The organism is Streptomyces sp. NPDC019443 (assembly GCF_044389785.1).
Classification (GTDB): Bacteria; Actinomycetota; Actinomycetes; order Streptomycetales; family Streptomycetaceae; genus Streptomyces.
The window spans coordinates 215,484-229,918 of the sequence record NZ_JBIRYJ010000001.1; the positions used below are offsets into that span (position 1 = coordinate 215,484).

The window sequence follows — 14,435 nt, forward strand, 5'->3', positions numbered from 1 at the left end:
GGGCGCGGCGGTGCGCAGGAGGTTCAACGGGGTGCGGAACGCTCGGCTGTGCTGGTCTTTCAGCAGACCGGACAGATGGCGCTGGACATGCGGCCGAGGTCGACGTGCCGCCGACTCACCAAGGCAGTTCCAGCTCGAGACATGACGGAAGCGTGTCACGGCGATCCGATGGCAGTCCACCGTTATCCAGAATGTGGACAACACCGTCCTGCATCGCGAGACGGTGTGTTGCCCGTCACTCAGCGGTGAGCGCCGGGCCAGGGACCTGGAGCGGCCGATTCGGACTCCTCTTCGACCACTGTGTCGAAGAGAGTGAAGCCGCGCCGCAGATAGTTGTCCATGGCGTGCGGGCCGTCCTTGGAGCAGGTGTGCAGCCACACCCGCTTCGTCGGCGGCAGCCCCGGCCATCGCTCCGCCAGGTCCCAGGCCCTGGCGACCGCGTACGACAGGAGATGGCCGCCGATCCGCCGGCCCCGGAACGACGGGATCAGCCCGAAGTAGACGATCTCGACCGAGCCGACGTCCTGCGCCTGAAGCTCCGCATAGCCGGCCGGGGTGCCCTTCTCGTACACCACCCAGGTCTCGGTGCCCGGCCTGGCGAGCAGCTCCTCCCACTGTGCGTACGTCATGCCGAGCCGGTCGTTCCATTGGACGTCACCGCCGACGGCCGTATACAGAAAGCGGCTGAACTCCGGGGACGGCACCTCGGCGCGGACGATCCGCACATCCCTTTCGGGCGCGGCGGCCGACCGCAGATCCGCGGGCGAGGTCTGTTCCAGGGACCAGGTGGTCACGGTGATGCTCATGCCCGCCAGGAAATCACGACGCCTTGATCAGGCCAAAGCCGCGTCCGTGGATCACCGAGGACCGGATCATTGAGAATCGGACCATTGAGGATCGCGGTGGGCGCGGCGCACAGCCGGGGCCGTGGAGTGCGGCAGCAGCTCGGCCGGCTGCTCCGGCCGCACCAGCTCCACCTCGACGTCCTCGACGAAGCGGTACGGGCGGTGTGCGAGGACCGGCGCCAGATGCCGCCGCAGTCGCGACATCTCGGCCCGTACCGTCCCCGTCCGTGTCCCGTCCCCGAAGATGTCCTGCGCCAGCTGCACGGCGCTGCGCCCGTCCCGGTGCAGCGCCAGCACATACAGCAGCTCGGCATGGCGCGGGCTGAGCTCCTGTACCCAGTTGCCCGCGTCGCCCGAGACGGTGACCGAGGGCCGCCGGGATCTGCTCAGATCCAGCACCACCCGGGCCGGCGCCGCCGCGGAACGCTCCTCGTCCACCCGCACCAGCCAGCCGCCGGGCAGCGGCTCGACCGTGCACATGCCGAGCGAGGGGAGCCAGAGCCGGCCGCCGCCGATGGACTTCGGCAGCGGCAGCCGCGCGGTCGGCGGCATGCCGGTGACCGCGGCCGGCCAGCCGTTCACGTCCACGGCCAGTGCCCGGCCGGCCAGCCTCGCGAGCAGCGGGGCCGCCACACCGCGCAGCCGGTCCAGCGCCGCGAAATGCCGGTTGCGCAGCTCGGCCTCGGCGAGCCGGGTGACCGAGGTGACCAGCGAGAGGGTCGCCGGATGCATGGTGGACACCGGTCCGCTGATGTCGACGACACCGATCAGCCTGCCGTCGCGCGGATCGGTGACCGGCGCTCCCGCACAGGTCCAGTTGTGGTTGGCGGAGACGAAGTGCTCGGCGGAGTGAACCTGGACCGGCCGCCGGGAGACGAGGGGGGTGCCGATGCCGTTGGTGCCGACCAGATCCTCGTTCCAGTCGGCCCCCAGTACGAAGCCGTGCGAGTCGCCCTTGCGCAGCACGGTGGCCTTGCCCTCGCGCCAGAGCAGCTTTCCCTCGGTGTCCGCGACGACCATGATGTGCTGTGCCGCCTCGGCGATCGACACCAGACCGTCCCGCAGGACAGGCAGCACCTCCCGCAGTGGCGAGGCGTGCCGGCGGCGTTCCAACTCCTCCAGCGGCAGCAGCCCGGCCCTTCGGCCCCGGTCGGGATCCAGGCCCCCGCGCAGCATCCGCTGCCAGGATTCCTCGATGTCCGCCCGCGGGCCGACCCGGGACGGGCGGCCGTTGAGCGTGGCGTCCCGCACTCCCTTCAGCAGTCGGGCGGCCTCCGCGCTGTCCATGGCGGCGAGTCTGGCCAGGTCGAGTGATGTCGTGTGCACTGGGGTCCTCCCGGGCGAGGCCAGCGTCCGAGTGCGGGGGGCTGGCACAATCGTGCCCCTCCTGGACGAGAGCCGTGGCGATACGGCGCACAAAGCTGCAACCTTTTGCAACCCTCGCGAACGGGTGTGCGTGTGTACGAGGCTGACGGAGCACCGGTTCGTTCCGGTGGTCCGTCATGCACCGCACCGCTTTGCTGAGGGCGCATGACGGAGCGCGGGGTGGTGCCGTGTCGGCGCAGCACCACCCCGACAGTCATCCCGACGCGGCGGACTGCGGCTCGCGGCCGCGCCGCTCCACGACCGGCCGTCAGACCACCGCTCGTGCCCGGTCCACGACCGACGCCAGATCCAGCGTGTGCGGCAGCGTGCCGAAAGCCGCGCCCCAGTCCCCGCCGAGCCGCGACGCGCAGAACGCGTCCGCCACCTCCGGCGGCGCCCAGCGCACCAGTAGCGACCCCTGAAGCACCAGCGCCATCCGCTCCACCAGCCGGCGCGCCCGTGCCTCGATGCCGTTCAGATCGGCCAGCTCGGTCAGCAGGTCCTTGATCGCCCCGTCCAGCCGGTGGTCCGCGCCCCGCGCCGTGCCGACCTCCTGCAGGAACGCGTTCAGCGCCTGCGGCTCGCGGTGGAGCGCCCGCAGGACGTCCAGGGCCTGTACGTTGCCCGAGCCCTCCCAGATCGAGTTGAGCGGCGACTCGCGCAGCAGCCGCGGCAGCCCCGACTCCTCGACGTAGCCATTGCCGCCCAGACACTCCAGCGCCTCGGCCACCGTCGGCGTACACCGCTTGGTCACCCAGTACTTGGCCGCCGGCACCGCCAGGCGCAAGAACGCCCGCTCCTCCTCCGTATCGGCGTCGTACGCCGCGGCGAGCCGCAGCGCCAGCATCGTCGCCGCCTCCGACTCCAGTGCCAGATCGGCCAGTACGTTGCGCATCAGCGGCTTGTCGATCAGCAGCCCGCCGAACGCGCTGCGGTACGCGCTGTGGTGGATCGCCTGCGCCACCGACTGCCGCATCAGCGCGGCCGATCCGACGACGCAGTCGAGCCGGGTCGCCGCCACCATCTCGATGATCGTGCGCACCCCGCGCCCCTCGTCGCCGACCCGGCGCGCCCACGTCCCGTCGAACTCGACCTCGCTCGACGCATTGGACTTGTTGCCCAGCTTGTCCTTGAGCCGCTGGATCCGGAACACGTTCCTGGTTCCGTCCTCCAGCACCCGAGGCACCAGGAAACAGGTCAAGCCCCCGGCCGCCTGGGCGAGTACCAGAAAACCGTCACTCATCGGAGCCGAGCAGAACCACTTGTGACCGGTGAGCACGTACTCCCCGTCACCGGCGATGGGCTCGGCACGCGTCGTATTGGCCCTGACGTCGCTGCCGCCCTGCTTCTCCGTCATCCCCATCCCGAACAGCGACCCCGCCTTCAGCGAGGCCGGCCGCAGCCCCTCCTCGTACACCTGCGAGGTCAGCCGCGGCTCCCACTCGGCCGCCAGCGCCGGGTCCGTACGCAGCGCGGGGACGGAGGCGTGCGTCATCGACAGCGGACAGCCGTTCCCGGCCTCGGCCTGCGTCCACACCAGGAACCCGGCCGCGCGCCGCACATGTCCGGCCGGCCTGCCCCAGGCGTTCGTCAGACCCGCGGAGACGCCGTGGCCCAGCAGCCGGTGCCAGGCGGGGTGGAACTCGACCTCGTCGATCCGGTTTCCGTACCGGTCGTGCGTCCGCAGTTTTGGCGGATTCTCGTTGGCCTGCACCCCCCACTCCTGGGCCTGCGCGGAGCCCGCGGTGGTGCCGAGCCCCGTGAGCTCCTCCCGTGCCTCGTCGAGGAGTTCCGGCGCGACATGCCGCTCCACGCCCTCGGTGAGCGCCTGGTCGGAGGTGTAGACGTCGTACCCCACCAGGGGCGGAGCCTGATTGGTCACTGTGTGGGTGGTAGCTGCCATGCCGATACGGTAAGGAGGTGCAGGCAGCAAATGAAACACCCGAGCGGCCATCGGGCCGACTCCACCGGGCCCGAGTCCTCTATCGCAACGTCTCCAAGCGGAAGATGGCATGGCTGCTGCTGAAAGACACGGTCAATTCGTGCATCGAATACCGCATCCTGGGCCTCGCCGCCGAGGCGGCGTTCTTCACGCTGCTGTCCCTGCCACCGCTGATGCTCGGCCTGATCGGTCTCCTCGGCTATATCGACAACTGGACCAACACCACCACCGTCGCCTCGATCGAGGAGAACATCCTGGGCGCGGTCGGCACGGTGCTGTCCGACCGGGGTGTCAACGAGATCGCCAAGCCCCTGCTGGAGGACGTCACCCACGGCGGACGTCCCGACATCATCTCGATCGGCTTCGCGATCGCCCTCTGGTCGGGATCGCGGGCGGTGAACGTCTTCATCGACACCATCACCGTGATGTACGGCCTCGACGGCCAGCGCGGCATCGTCGCCACCCGGCTGCTCGCCTTCCTGCTCTACATCGTGGCCCTGCTGATCGGCGCGGTGGTGCTGCCGCTGGCGGTCGTCGGCCCGGACCGGGTGGTGGAGTTCATCCCGTGGGGCACGGAAGTCGTCAGCGTCCTGTACTGGCCGGTGGTCAGCCTGCTCTCGATCGCGTTCCTGACCACGCTCTACCACGTGTCTGTTCCCGTCCGGTCCCCGTGGATCGAGGACGTCCCCGGAGCGCTGGTGGCGCTCGGAATGGGCGTGCTCGGCAGCTTCCTGCTCCGCATCTACCTCACCAGCACGGTCGAGGGCCCCACGATCTACGGCTCGCTCGCCGCTCCGATCGCCGTCCTGCTGTGGATCGGTCTCACAGCCTTCGCGGTCCTGGTGGGGGCGGCGGTCAATGCCGCGATCGACCGTGTCTGGCCGTCGGTGGCCACGGCCGCGGCCCGTGCGGCCAACGAACGCGTCCGCGCTGTCCACGCGGCCGAGGTCCTGGCCCGGGCGAAGGCGGACCACGTCTTCGCGGAAGAGGACGATGACGAGGACGACGCGGACAACGGGGACATGCCTTCGGAGTTCCCGGAGCGGTGGTCGCGGTTCCTGCCGCCGGACGATGTGAAGTCCCGGCTGCACACGACCCGGGAACACCGAGAGAAGGAGCACCGCGACAACGGCCGGGACAAGGAGTCCAGGGAGTAGCGGCGGCCGGCATTCTGGATCAATGCCGAGGCGTTCGGGAGCGATTAGCCTCACTGTCATGTACGAGGAACGGCGATCGCGGCTCGACGGCGCCGTCGTCTGGACGCGGACGATCGACACCCGCGCCGGTGCCGCCCACCCCGTGCTGCCCGACGGCTGCATGGACCTGCTGTGGGCCGATGGCCGCCTTCTCGTGGCGGGGCCCGACACCCACGCCTACACCCCGGGGGGCGCGCCCGTCCTGCGGTACGCGGGCGTCCGCTTCGCGCCGGGGACCGCGCCCGCCTTTCTCGGCGTACCGGCGCACGAGCTGCGCGACCAGCGCGTCGAGCTCGCCGACGTATGGGGCGCGGCCGAGGCGCGCCGGCTCACGGAGCGCATCGACGAGGCCGCGGACCGGGTGGCGGCGCTGGAGGCCGTGGCGCTGCGCCGCGCGGCCGTGGCCGGCCCGCCCGATCCGCTGCTCAGTGAGGTGGTGCGCCTCCTGGAGGCGGGCGGCACGGTCGCGAGCGCGGCGGAGGCCATCGGCCTCGGCGCGCGCCAGCTGCACCGCCGCTCCCTGGACGCCTTTGGCTACGGGCCCAAAACACTGGCCCGGGTGCTGCGGCTGCAGCGAGCGCTGACGCTCGTACGGAAAGGTGTGCCGTACGCCGAAGCGGCACTCGCGGCGGGCTGCGCCGACCAGGCGCACCTTGCCCGCGAGATGCGCGATCTGGCCGGAATCACCCTGGGGACCTACTCGGCGCTGGCGAAGAGCGAGACGGCACAGCCGTCGGGGTCCAGGACGAGCGCGTAACGCTGCCCCCAGAAGGCGTCCCAGGGCGGCAGATGCCCCTTGTAGCCGGCCTCGGTCAGCTCGGCGTACGCCGAGTCCACCTCGGCGGGTCCGTCACAGAGAAAGGCGAGCCCCAGGCGCTCGCCGCCGCCGGTGGGCCGGGCCCACCCGGGGTCGAAGGAGCGGACGGTCTCCTCGGTGTCCCACAGCACGCGCAGCCCGCTCGGCAGCGTCGCCTCGGCGTGGGGCGCGGAGTCGGCTTCGGCGGGGATGTCCAGGCCGAGCCGGCGGTAGAAGGCGAGCGAGGCGGCCATGTCGGCGACGACGAGGCCGATCGCATCGAGTCGTGGAGTCATGACCTCACCGTAGGCAGGGCCCCGACCCGCGGTCTTGAACGAATCGGACGTCTGCGGTTTCGCAGGACCCAGTTCTTCGGGCGTCATGGTTTCGTAAGGCGACACATGCCGTGGGCCGTGCTCAGTACGAGGACACTGGCGGTATGCACAACATTCTGGTCGTCGACGACGATCCGACCGTCGCCGAGGTCGTCACCGGCTATCTGGAGCGCGCGGGCTTCACCGTGGACAGGGCCGCCGACGGGCCCCAGGCGCTCCGGCTCGCCGCCGCCCGGCTGCCCGATCTGGTCGTCCTCGATCTGATGCTGCCGGGCATGGACGGCCTGGAGGTGTGCCGCAGGCTCCGGGCCGGCGCGCCCGCCGCCGTGCCGGTGATCATGCTGACCGCGCGCGGCGACGAGGACGACCGGATCCTGGGGCTCGAGGTAGGGGCGGACGACTACGTCACCAAGCCGTTCAGCCCGCGCGAGCTGGTGCTCCGGGTCGAGTCGGTACTGCGCCGGGGCGGTGCGGCGGGGGAGCGGCGGGCGGGGCCCGAACTTGCGGCCGCGGGTATCGTGCTGGATCCGGCGGCGCGGCGGGCCACCAAGGATGGGCGTGAACTGGGCCTGACCCTGCGGGAGTTCGACCTGCTCGCGCATCTGATGCGGCACCCGGGGGAGGCGATCGGCCGGGAGCGGCTGATGCAGGACGTGTGGGGCTGGGAGTTCGGCGATCTGTCCACCGTCACGGTTCATGTGCGGCGGCTGCGCGGCAAGATCGAGGACGATCCGGCCAGGCCGCGGCTGATCCAGACGGTGTGGGGCGTGGGCTACCGCTTCGACGTGCCGGATGGCGCCTCCCCCGGCGACGGCGTACCGCACGGCCACGTACCGCACGGCCACGTACCGCACGGCCAAGCACCGCACGGCCAAGCACCGCACGGCCACGCACCACGAGAAGAGGCCTGATCACCGTGCGGGACATGCTCCTCATCGCGCTCTTCGCCTTCCTCGGGGCCGCGGCCGTCGGCCTCCTCGGCGCGCTGACCCTGCGTCTGCTGCGCCACCGGTCCGTCGCCGTCTCCCTCACCGTCGTCGCCGCCGTCGCGGTCACCGCCATGCTCGCCGGGACGCTCGCGGTCGCCCAGGCCATGTTCCTGTCCGCGCACGACCTCACCGTCGTCACCACGGTCGTCGCGATGGCGGCGGTCGTCTCGCTCGCCACCGCGCTGCTGCTCGGCCGCTGGGTCGTCGCCCGCAGCCGTGAACTCGCCCTGGCAGCACGCTCGTTCGGCGACGGCGGCTCCTTCGCCGCCCCCGACGGGGCGTCCACCGCCGAACTGGCCGCACTCAGCCGCGAACTCGCCGCCACCAGCGACCGGCTCGCCGCCTCCCGCGAGCGCGAACGCGCCTTGGAGACTTCCCGCCGCGAGCTCGTCGCCTGGATCTCGCACGATCTGCGCACCCCGCTGGCCGGGCTGCGCGCGATGTCCGAAGCCCTGGAGGACGGCGTCGTGCAGGATCCCGAGCGCTACTTCCGCCAGATCCGCACCGAGGTCGACCGCCTCAACTCCATGGTCGGCGACCTCTTCGAGCTCTCCCGCATCCACGCGGGCACGCTGGCCCTCACACCCACCCGGATGTCGGTGTACGACCTGGTGGGCGAGGCGCTCGCCGGGGCGGACCCGCTCGCCCGCGAGTACGGCGTACGCCTCGTCGGCGACCGTGTCGAGCCGTTCCCGGTCGAGGTGGACGGCAAGGAGATGACCCGCGTCCTGGCGAACCTCCTGGTCAACGCCATCCGCCGGACCCCGGCCGACGGCACGGTGGCCGTCGCCGCCGAGCGCCGCGAGGAGTGGGTCGTGCTGTCCGTCACCGACGGCTGCGGCGGCATCCCGGAGGAGGACCTGCCCCGCGTCTTCGACACTGGCTGGCGCGGCACGCAGGCCCGTACGCCCCCGGCCGGCGCGGGTCTTGGCCTCGCCATCGTCCGCGGCATCGTCGAGGCGCACGCGGGCCACGCCGACGTACGCAATGTGACGGGCGGCTGCCGCTTCGAGGTGTCGCTGCCCGCGGCTGCGGCCCAAGGCCGTTGAGCCACAGGGGTCGTTGAGTCACAGGAGTCGTCGAAACATGAGGCGGTTGAAACGGCGACGGTCCGCATGAGTGACCGCCGAGCCCGCCGGGCAGTCAAACGTCGATGCCCTCGGGGGAGGCGTCGCGATCTGTAACCGGCAATAGGCAGGGGTGGGGACGGTATGGCGCGTAAGAAGGAGTGGGAATTCCTGGACGACCGCGGCCGCCTGGCGGCAGCGGCAACCACACCGTCGAGGCCGGTCGCCTACATCCAGGCCGGGGCGACACTCTTCGACCACGGCATTCGCCCGGTGGGCATCTTCGGCTCCAACCACGACGGCGACACCGCAGACCCGGCCAAGGCCGGCCCCCTGCCCATCGGGGACATCGCCTACCTCGGGTCGGGATCACGCGTGGACGCGGACGCGGTCCTGCGGGCGGACCCCGACCTGGTGGTCGCCGTCGCCTACGGCACCGATCAGGTGTACGGCCTGGATCCGGACACGGCGAAGTACATCGAGGAACGGGTCCCGGTGGTGGTCTTCGACGTGGGACAGGGCCGCTCACTCGGTGACGTACGCGACCGGTTCACGGCGCTCGCCCGGTCGCTCGGAGCGGACGCCGACAGCTCGGGTGCGGTGGAACTCGCCCGTGCGGAAGGCCGGTTACGTACCCTCGCGGCCCAGGCCGCCGGGTTACGCATACTGGCGCTGTCGCCCGCCACCCCGGACAGTGTCCACCTCGCCAGGCCCCGAGCCTGGGCGGACCTGCGGGCGCTGGCCGACTACGGTGTCGGCCTGGTGGAGCCCGAGCGCGGACCGGGTGCCAGCTGGTCCACCGTCGACTGGACGGCGGCTGCGTCGCTGCGGCCGGACATCGTGCTGAGCGACGTACGCGCCAATGCCCTGCCGGTCGACCGGCTCAGCGCGATCGAGGCGTGGCGGCCTGTGGCGGGCGGGGCGCGGCTGGTGCCGTGGAACCCCGAGATTCCGTGCAGCCACCTCGCGCACGCACGCTTCTTCGACGCTGTCGCTGACGCGGTGGAGGCGTCTGCGGGATAACTGGGCTTCGCCCCAGACCCCGGTACGTCCTTCGGGCGTTGTCCTCAATCGGCCGGACGGGCTTGATTTCCGCCCGGTCGGCCCGAAGATTCGGGCCGACCGGCGGGAAATTCCGGCCTGGTGGCGATCCCCCCGGACGAAGTCCGGGGGGAGTTTGAGGCGCGGTCCCGGACGCGAAATCCAGCCTCGCCGACGGGAAAACTCAGCCCCGTGGGCGTTTGAGGCGCGGGGTCCGGGGCGGAGCCCCAGCTCGGTCAGTTCGCGGCGGCTGTCGCCCGCGACGCGCCCTTCCCGTCTGCCGCCGTCTCGGTCGCCGGGGTGAGGAGCCGTTCGGCGAGGTACCCGAAGACGAGTCCGAAGCAGGTCCAGAGGGTGACCTGGATGGCAAGCGTGGCCAGCCGGAACTCCCAGACCACGGTTGCCGGGAAGCCCTTCGGCACCTCGTTGAACGAGGGCAGGAAGGCGAAGGCGAGACCGGCGGCGACGACGAACGCGGCCGCGGCGGCGACGGTCGCGTTCCAGTTGCCAAGACGGGGAGCCAGGCGTTTGCCGAGGATCACCGCGGCGACCGTGAGCAGGACGCTGAGCACGATCATCAGGAAGTACAGCGTGGTGCGTTGGCCGATCGTGTCGGGGTCCCCGACGGCCGGTGGGTTCGGCGGGTACTTGAGGAACGGCACGACGTACACGCTCAGCAGCGCGCCGAGAGCGACCAGCAAGGCTGTGGCGCGCGGGCTGAACCGGCCGATGCGGCCGAGTGCGACGGCGAACGCGAGGGCGGCGATGCCGCCGATCGCGACGCCGAAGACCAGTACGCCGGTGGCGAGACCGCCCGTGGACTGCATGGCGCGGCTGACGAGTTCCTCGCCGCCGTCCCCGTGATCATGGCTGTGGCTCTCCTCGAACGCGATGGCGGCGTCCACAGGGGACTCACCGAGCAGATACGCGACGACGAGAGCGAAGACACCGGCGATCAGGCCCGCGAGCATGCCGCGGCCGAGCAGGCCTCTGACAGATATGGAGTTCATGGTGTTTCCCCTGAGCTCTGAAGAAGTTCTAGTGGCAGGGGAATCCGAGCAGATGGCGTCCGTCGTGGACCCACTCGTGGACGTTCTCGCCGGAGATGAGCGAGGTGGCGCCCTGCTCGGCGCCGACGAAGTAGAGCAGGACCAGCATGAGAACGCCGAAGAAGAGCGCCCAGGGGGCGATGGCCGTGAGCGAGATGGGGGTGATGGCCGGTGCGGCGGTGGCGGGCGCAGCAGACTGTGCCATGGCAGAACCTCCTGGGGGAACACGCGTCCCGATCGTGGTGCCTGAGACGAAGGTGCTGGGTCTGACTTCCCGCGGGGAACGGGTACACAGTGGCGCGACCGTGCCGGATTCTCACCGGGCTTCCGTCACACCGTCGTCAATGTCCACGAGACCGTACCGCTTGCGGGCCTGCACCGCTACGGCGCAGGGGCGCGTGACCGGGCGCCCGAACGCCCATGATGTGCTTGTTCCTTGGCCGAGAAGGGGAGGGGAGCGCACGGGATGACGGTACGGGTGATGTTGGTCTCACCTGCGACGAACGCGGCGCTGCGGGAGGCCCGTTTCGACGCCGACGCGCCGCTGGACGAGTCGGGAGCACGCCGCGCCCGCGCCGCCGCGGGTGCGCTGCCGCGCGCCGACCGGCTCTTGAGCGGCCCGTCCGCGCGCTGCCGGGAGACAGCCGCCGAGCTGGGCCTGCGGGCGGAGCCCGCCGAGGCCCTCGGCGACTGGGACTTGGGCCGCTGGCGTGGGCGACGACTGGACGAAGTGAGCGCCGGCGAGCCGGAGTCGGTGTCGGCGTGGCTCAGCGACCCGTCGTGCACACCGCACGGTGGTGAGTCACTGCGGTCGCTGTGCACGCGGGTGGGCGCGTGGCTGGAGTCGCTCCCGCCCGACGGGGGCCGTGTCCTCGCGGTCGTCGACCCGGCGGTGACGCGGGCGGCGATCGTGCAGGCGCTGTCCCTGCCGCCTGAGGCGTTCTGGCGGCTGGACGTCGCCCCCCTGACCCTGACGGAACTCACCGGGCGCGGGGGCCGCTGGAACTTGCGGTGCGGACGCCCGCTGGGCCCGGAGGCCGGCTGACACCCACGCTCACTGCCCCTCGGCCGGCAGTGGCTGTTCCGTCCAGATGACCTTGCCGTCCGGGGTGTACCGCGTGCCCCAGCGTTCCGCGAACTGGGCGACCAGGAACAGTCCCCGGCCGCCCTCGTCGGTGGTCGCCGCCTGGCGCAGGTGCGGGGACGTGCTGCTGTGGTCCGAGACCTCGCAGATCAGGGAGCGGTCACGGATCAGCCGTACGCGTATCGGGCCCGTGGCATACCGGATCGCGTTGGTGACCAGCTCGCTGAGGATGAGCTCCGTCGTGAAGGCCTCCTCCTCCAGACCCCACTCGGCCAGCTTGTGGGTGACGGCGGACCGCACCTCGCCCACGGCCGACGGGTCGGACGGCACCTCCCAGTCGGTCACCCGGCTGGAGTCCAGGACGCGCGTACGGCCGACGAGCAGCGCGATGTCGTCGCGCGGGCGTTCCGGCAGCAGCTCCTTCAGCACCGCCTCGCAGGTTTCCTCCGGGCTCCGGTCCGCGTGCTCCGCCAGCGTCTGGCGCAGCAGCGCCAGGCCGTCGTCGATGTCGCGGTCGCGGTCCTCCACGAGCCCGTCCGTGTACAGGACCAGGCGGCTGTCCTCGGGCAGCTGAAGGTCCAGGGTCTCGAAGGGCAGTCCGCCGAGCCCGAGCGGCGGGCCGCCGGGCACATCGGCGAAGACCGCGGTGCCGTCCGGGTGGACGATGACGGGCTGGAGATGGCCGGCCCGTGACATCGTGCAGTGCCCGGACACCGGGTTGTAGATAACGTAGATGCAGGTGGCTCCGGTGACCCCTTCCGTGCCGTCCGCGGTCTCGTCCTGGTCGATGCGGGCGACCAGCTCGTCGAGGTGCCACAGGAGCTCGTCGGGCGGCAGATCAAGGCTGGAGAAGTTGTGGACCGCGGTCCGCAGCCGGCCCATGGTCGCCGCGGCGTGCAGGCCGTGGCCCACGACGTCGCCCACCACAAGCGCCACCCGGGCGCCGGGCAGCGGGATGATGTCGAACCAGTCCCCGCCGACGCCGCCGAGCCCGCCGAGCCCGGCCTGCGCGGGCCGGTAGCGGTACGCGACGTCGATGGCGTTCTGTTCGGGCAGGCCGCGCGGCAGGAGACTGCGCTGGAGGGTCACCGCCATGGTGTGCTCGCGGGTGTAACGGCGGGCGTTGTCGATGCTGACCGCGGCCCTCGCGACCAGCTCCTCCGCGAGAGACAGGTCTTCCTCCTCGAACGGCTCGGGCTTCTCGGAGCGCCAGAACATCGCCACGCCCAGAATCACGCCGCGGGCGCGCATCGGCACCGCGATCATCGAGTGGATTCCGTGCTCGACGAGCTTCCTGGCCCGCACCGGATCCTGCTCCTGCCACCCGGTGTACGCGGCCAGATCGGGCTCCATGACCGCCTCGCCCCTGCGGATGCCGAAACCCAGCGGGGTGGACGGCACAAAGTGGATCAGCTTGCCCAGCGGGTAGAGCGCGGTGTCGTCCCGCCGTCCCCTGAAGGCCAAACGGCGCATGTCGTGGTTGGTGCCCGCGGCAGTCGGTTCCTCGCCGCGCAGCACCTCCTCCACCAGGTCGACGGTGGCGTAGTCGGCGAACCGGGCCGCGGCGAACTCCGCCAGCTCCTCGCAGGTACGTACCACGTCCAGGGTGGTGCCGATCTCCGTACCGGCGTCGTACAGCAGCTTCAGACGCCCCCGCGCCACATCCGCCTTCCCGGTCAGCGCCCGCAACTCGGTGGTGTCGCGCAGCGTCGCGACGCTGCCGGGCGGGCCGCCGTCCTGGTCCGTCGGCCGCTGGTTCACGGCGAGCAGCCGGTCCCCGACCAGATGCACCTCGTCGGTGGCGGTCCGCCCGGAGGCGAGCAGCCTGGCGGTGAGCGGGTCGAGGCCGAGCTCGGTGACCGGGCCGCCTTCCACGTCCGAAGGCAGATTGAGCAGCCTGCGCGCCTCGTCGTTGGCCAGCAGCAGCCGCCCGTCGCCGCCGACGATGAGCACGCCCTCGCGTACGGCATGCAGCACCGCGTCGTGATGCTCGTACATCCTGGTCATCTCGGCCGGGCCGAGGCCGTGGGTCTGGCGGCGTAGCCGTCGGGTCACCAGTGCCGTACCGCCGGTGGTGACGAGAAGCACCGCCCCGGTGGCCGCGAACAGCAGCGGGAACTGCTCCTCCACGACATTGCTGACATGCGCGATCGTGATCCCGGCGGACACCAGGCCGACGACCGAGCCATCACGTCCCTTGACCGGCACCACCGCCTGCACGAGCGGCCCGATCGTCCCGATGATCTTCTCGGTCGTGACGCCGCCGGCCAGCGCGGGCCCCAGATTGCCGACGAACTTCTTCCCGATCCGGTCGGTCAGCGGGTGGGTGTAGCGGATTCCGTCGGTGTTGGTGACGACGATGAAGTCGACGCCGGACCGCTTACGGGCCTCTTCGGCACGCGGCTGGAGAACGGCCGTCGGATCGGGACTCTTCAGTGCCGCCTCGATGCCCGGCGAATGGGCGAAGGTCTCGGCGACAGCGACCGACCGGTTGCGGGCCTCGCGCTCGCTGTCGGACCTGGACTGCAGGACGAGCGCGACCATGGCGGCCGCGACGAGCAACACCACGATCGCCAACTGCAGGAGAAAGACCTGGCCTGCGACAGTTCGCATCCGTAGAACCGAGCGCGGGCGGCCGTAGCGTCCGGCCATATCCTAGTTCTACACCTCCCCCATACGCAGAGCTATCTGCGCACCGTAGAGCGCAAAGGCCGCACGCGCGACGC

The 14,435-nt window shown here is 71.2% G+C and carries 14 protein-coding genes and 1 riboswitch; of the genes, 6 read left to right on the forward strand and 8 right to left on the reverse strand.

Going from position 1 to position 14,435, the window contains the following annotated elements:
- Positions 1-59: 59 nt before the first annotated feature.
- The 4 genes from ACH492_RS00980 to ACH492_RS00995 form a co-directional block, all read right to left on the reverse strand.
- Complete coding sequence (locus ACH492_RS00980; RefSeq protein ID WP_327328529.1) at positions 60-143, reverse strand: putative leader peptide; 84 nt, start codon at positions 141-143, stop codon at positions 60-62.
- Positions 144-239: 96 nt separating this feature from the next.
- Positions 240-806, reverse strand: coding sequence for a GNAT family N-acetyltransferase (locus tag ACH492_RS00985; RefSeq protein ID WP_398981429.1), 567 nt, complete (start codon positions 804-806; stop codon positions 240-242).
- 66 nt (positions 807-872) lie between these two features.
- Positions 873-2,132, reverse strand: coding sequence for a GAF domain-containing protein (locus ACH492_RS00990; protein ID WP_398983217.1), 1,260 nt, complete (start codon positions 2,130-2,132; stop codon positions 873-875).
- 346 nt (positions 2,133-2,478) lie between these two features.
- Complete coding sequence (locus ACH492_RS00995) at positions 2,479-4,113, reverse strand: acyl-CoA dehydrogenase family protein (protein ID WP_398981431.1); 1,635 nt, start codon at positions 4,111-4,113, stop codon at positions 2,479-2,481.
- 17 nt (positions 4,114-4,130) lie between these two features.
- On the opposite strand from ACH492_RS00995, the gene ACH492_RS01000 reads away from it, so the two are divergent.
- Both ACH492_RS01000 and ACH492_RS01005 read left to right on the forward strand, forming a co-directional pair.
- Entirely contained in the window at positions 4,131-5,309 is a 1,179-nt protein-coding gene (locus tag ACH492_RS01000) for a YihY/virulence factor BrkB family protein (RefSeq protein ID WP_398981432.1), read from the forward strand.
- A 58-nt stretch (positions 5,310-5,367) separates the two neighbouring features.
- Entirely contained in the window at positions 5,368-6,105 is a 738-nt protein-coding gene (locus tag ACH492_RS01005; protein WP_398981434.1) for a DUF6597 domain-containing transcriptional factor, read from the forward strand.
- Here the strand turns inward: ACH492_RS01005 and ACH492_RS01010 are convergent.
- Positions 6,045-6,440, reverse strand: a complete 396-nt coding sequence (locus ACH492_RS01010) for a VOC family protein (RefSeq protein WP_398981436.1) — start codon at positions 6,438-6,440, stop codon at positions 6,045-6,047. The two genes, ACH492_RS01005 and ACH492_RS01010, sit on opposite strands and share 61 nt — an antisense overlap.
- Positions 6,441-6,583: 143 nt before the next feature.
- Between ACH492_RS01010 and ACH492_RS01015 the strand changes: the two genes are divergently transcribed.
- From ACH492_RS01015 to ACH492_RS01025, 3 genes are all read left to right on the forward strand, one after another.
- Positions 6,584-7,390 (forward strand): response regulator transcription factor, encoded by an 807-nt coding sequence (locus ACH492_RS01015; protein ID WP_398981438.1) that lies wholly within the window; start codon positions 6,584-6,586, stop codon positions 7,388-7,390.
- Between the two features lie 5 nt (positions 7,391-7,395).
- A complete protein-coding gene (locus tag ACH492_RS01020) occupies positions 7,396-8,517 on the forward strand; it encodes a sensor histidine kinase (protein WP_398981440.1) in 1,122 nt (373 codons plus the stop codon).
- Between the two features lie 162 nt (positions 8,518-8,679).
- Positions 8,680-9,558: an ABC transporter substrate-binding protein gene (locus ACH492_RS01025; RefSeq protein ID WP_398981442.1), complete on the forward strand. Its 879-nt coding sequence runs from the start codon at positions 8,680-8,682 to the stop codon at positions 9,556-9,558.
- Between the two features lie 254 nt (positions 9,559-9,812).
- On the opposite strand, the gene ACH492_RS01030 is transcribed toward ACH492_RS01025, so the two are convergent.
- A complete protein-coding gene (locus ACH492_RS01030; protein WP_398981444.1) occupies positions 9,813-10,586 on the reverse strand; it encodes a CbtA family protein in 774 nt (257 codons plus the stop codon).
- Positions 10,587-10,614: 28 nt separating this feature from the next.
- Complete coding sequence (locus ACH492_RS01035; protein WP_175263808.1) at positions 10,615-10,830, reverse strand: CbtB-domain containing protein; 216 nt, start codon at positions 10,828-10,830, stop codon at positions 10,615-10,617.
- Between the two features lie 3 nt (positions 10,831-10,833).
- Positions 10,834-10,981: riboswitch (adenosylcobalamin (AdoCbl) riboswitch) on the reverse strand.
- Between the two features lie 110 nt (positions 10,982-11,091).
- On the opposite strand from ACH492_RS01035, the gene ACH492_RS01040 reads away from it, so the two are divergent.
- Positions 11,092-11,670, forward strand: a complete 579-nt coding sequence (locus tag ACH492_RS01040) for a histidine phosphatase family protein (protein WP_398981446.1) — start codon at positions 11,092-11,094, stop codon at positions 11,668-11,670.
- Between the two features lie 9 nt (positions 11,671-11,679).
- Here the strand turns inward: ACH492_RS01040 and ACH492_RS01045 are convergent, their stop codons facing one another.
- Positions 11,680-14,361, reverse strand: coding sequence for a SpoIIE family protein phosphatase (locus ACH492_RS01045; RefSeq protein ID WP_398981448.1), 2,682 nt, complete (start codon positions 14,359-14,361; stop codon positions 11,680-11,682).
- Positions 14,362-14,435 lie beyond the last annotated feature (74 nt).

Coding starts and splice junctions, on each gene's coding strand:
- ACH492_RS00980 (WP_327328529.1), bottom strand. CDS start 143: ATGTCTCGAGCTGGAACTGCCTTGGTGAGTCGGCGGCACGTCGACCTC.
- ACH492_RS00985 (WP_398981429.1), bottom strand. CDS start 806: ATGAGCATCACCGTGACCACCTGGTCCCTGGAACAGACCTCGCCCGCG.
- ACH492_RS00990 (WP_398983217.1), bottom strand. CDS start 2,132: ATGGACAGCGCGGAGGCCGCCCGACTGCTGAAGGGAGTGCGGGACGCC.
- ACH492_RS00995 (WP_398981431.1), bottom strand. CDS start 4,113: ATGGCAGCTACCACCCACACAGTGACCAATCAGGCTCCGCCCCTGGTG.
- ACH492_RS01005 (WP_398981434.1), top strand. CDS start 5,368: ATGTACGAGGAACGGCGATCGCGGCTCGACGGCGCCGTCGTCTGGACG.
- ACH492_RS01010 (WP_398981436.1), bottom strand. CDS start 6,440: ATGACTCCACGACTCGATGCGATCGGCCTCGTCGTCGCCGACATGGCC.
- ACH492_RS01015 (WP_398981438.1), top strand. CDS start 6,584: ATGCACAACATTCTGGTCGTCGACGACGATCCGACCGTCGCCGAGGTC.
- ACH492_RS01025 (WP_398981442.1), top strand. CDS start 8,680: ATGGCGCGTAAGAAGGAGTGGGAATTCCTGGACGACCGCGGCCGCCTG.
- ACH492_RS01030 (WP_398981444.1), bottom strand. CDS start 10,586: ATGAACTCCATATCTGTCAGAGGCCTGCTCGGCCGCGGCATGCTCGCG.
- ACH492_RS01035 (WP_175263808.1), bottom strand. CDS start 10,830: ATGGCACAGTCTGCTGCGCCCGCCACCGCCGCACCGGCCATCACCCCC.
- ACH492_RS01040 (WP_398981446.1), top strand. CDS start 11,092: ATGACGGTACGGGTGATGTTGGTCTCACCTGCGACGAACGCGGCGCTG.
- ACH492_RS01045 (WP_398981448.1), bottom strand. CDS start 14,361: ATGGCCGGACGCTACGGCCGCCCGCGCTCGGTTCTACGGATGCGAACT.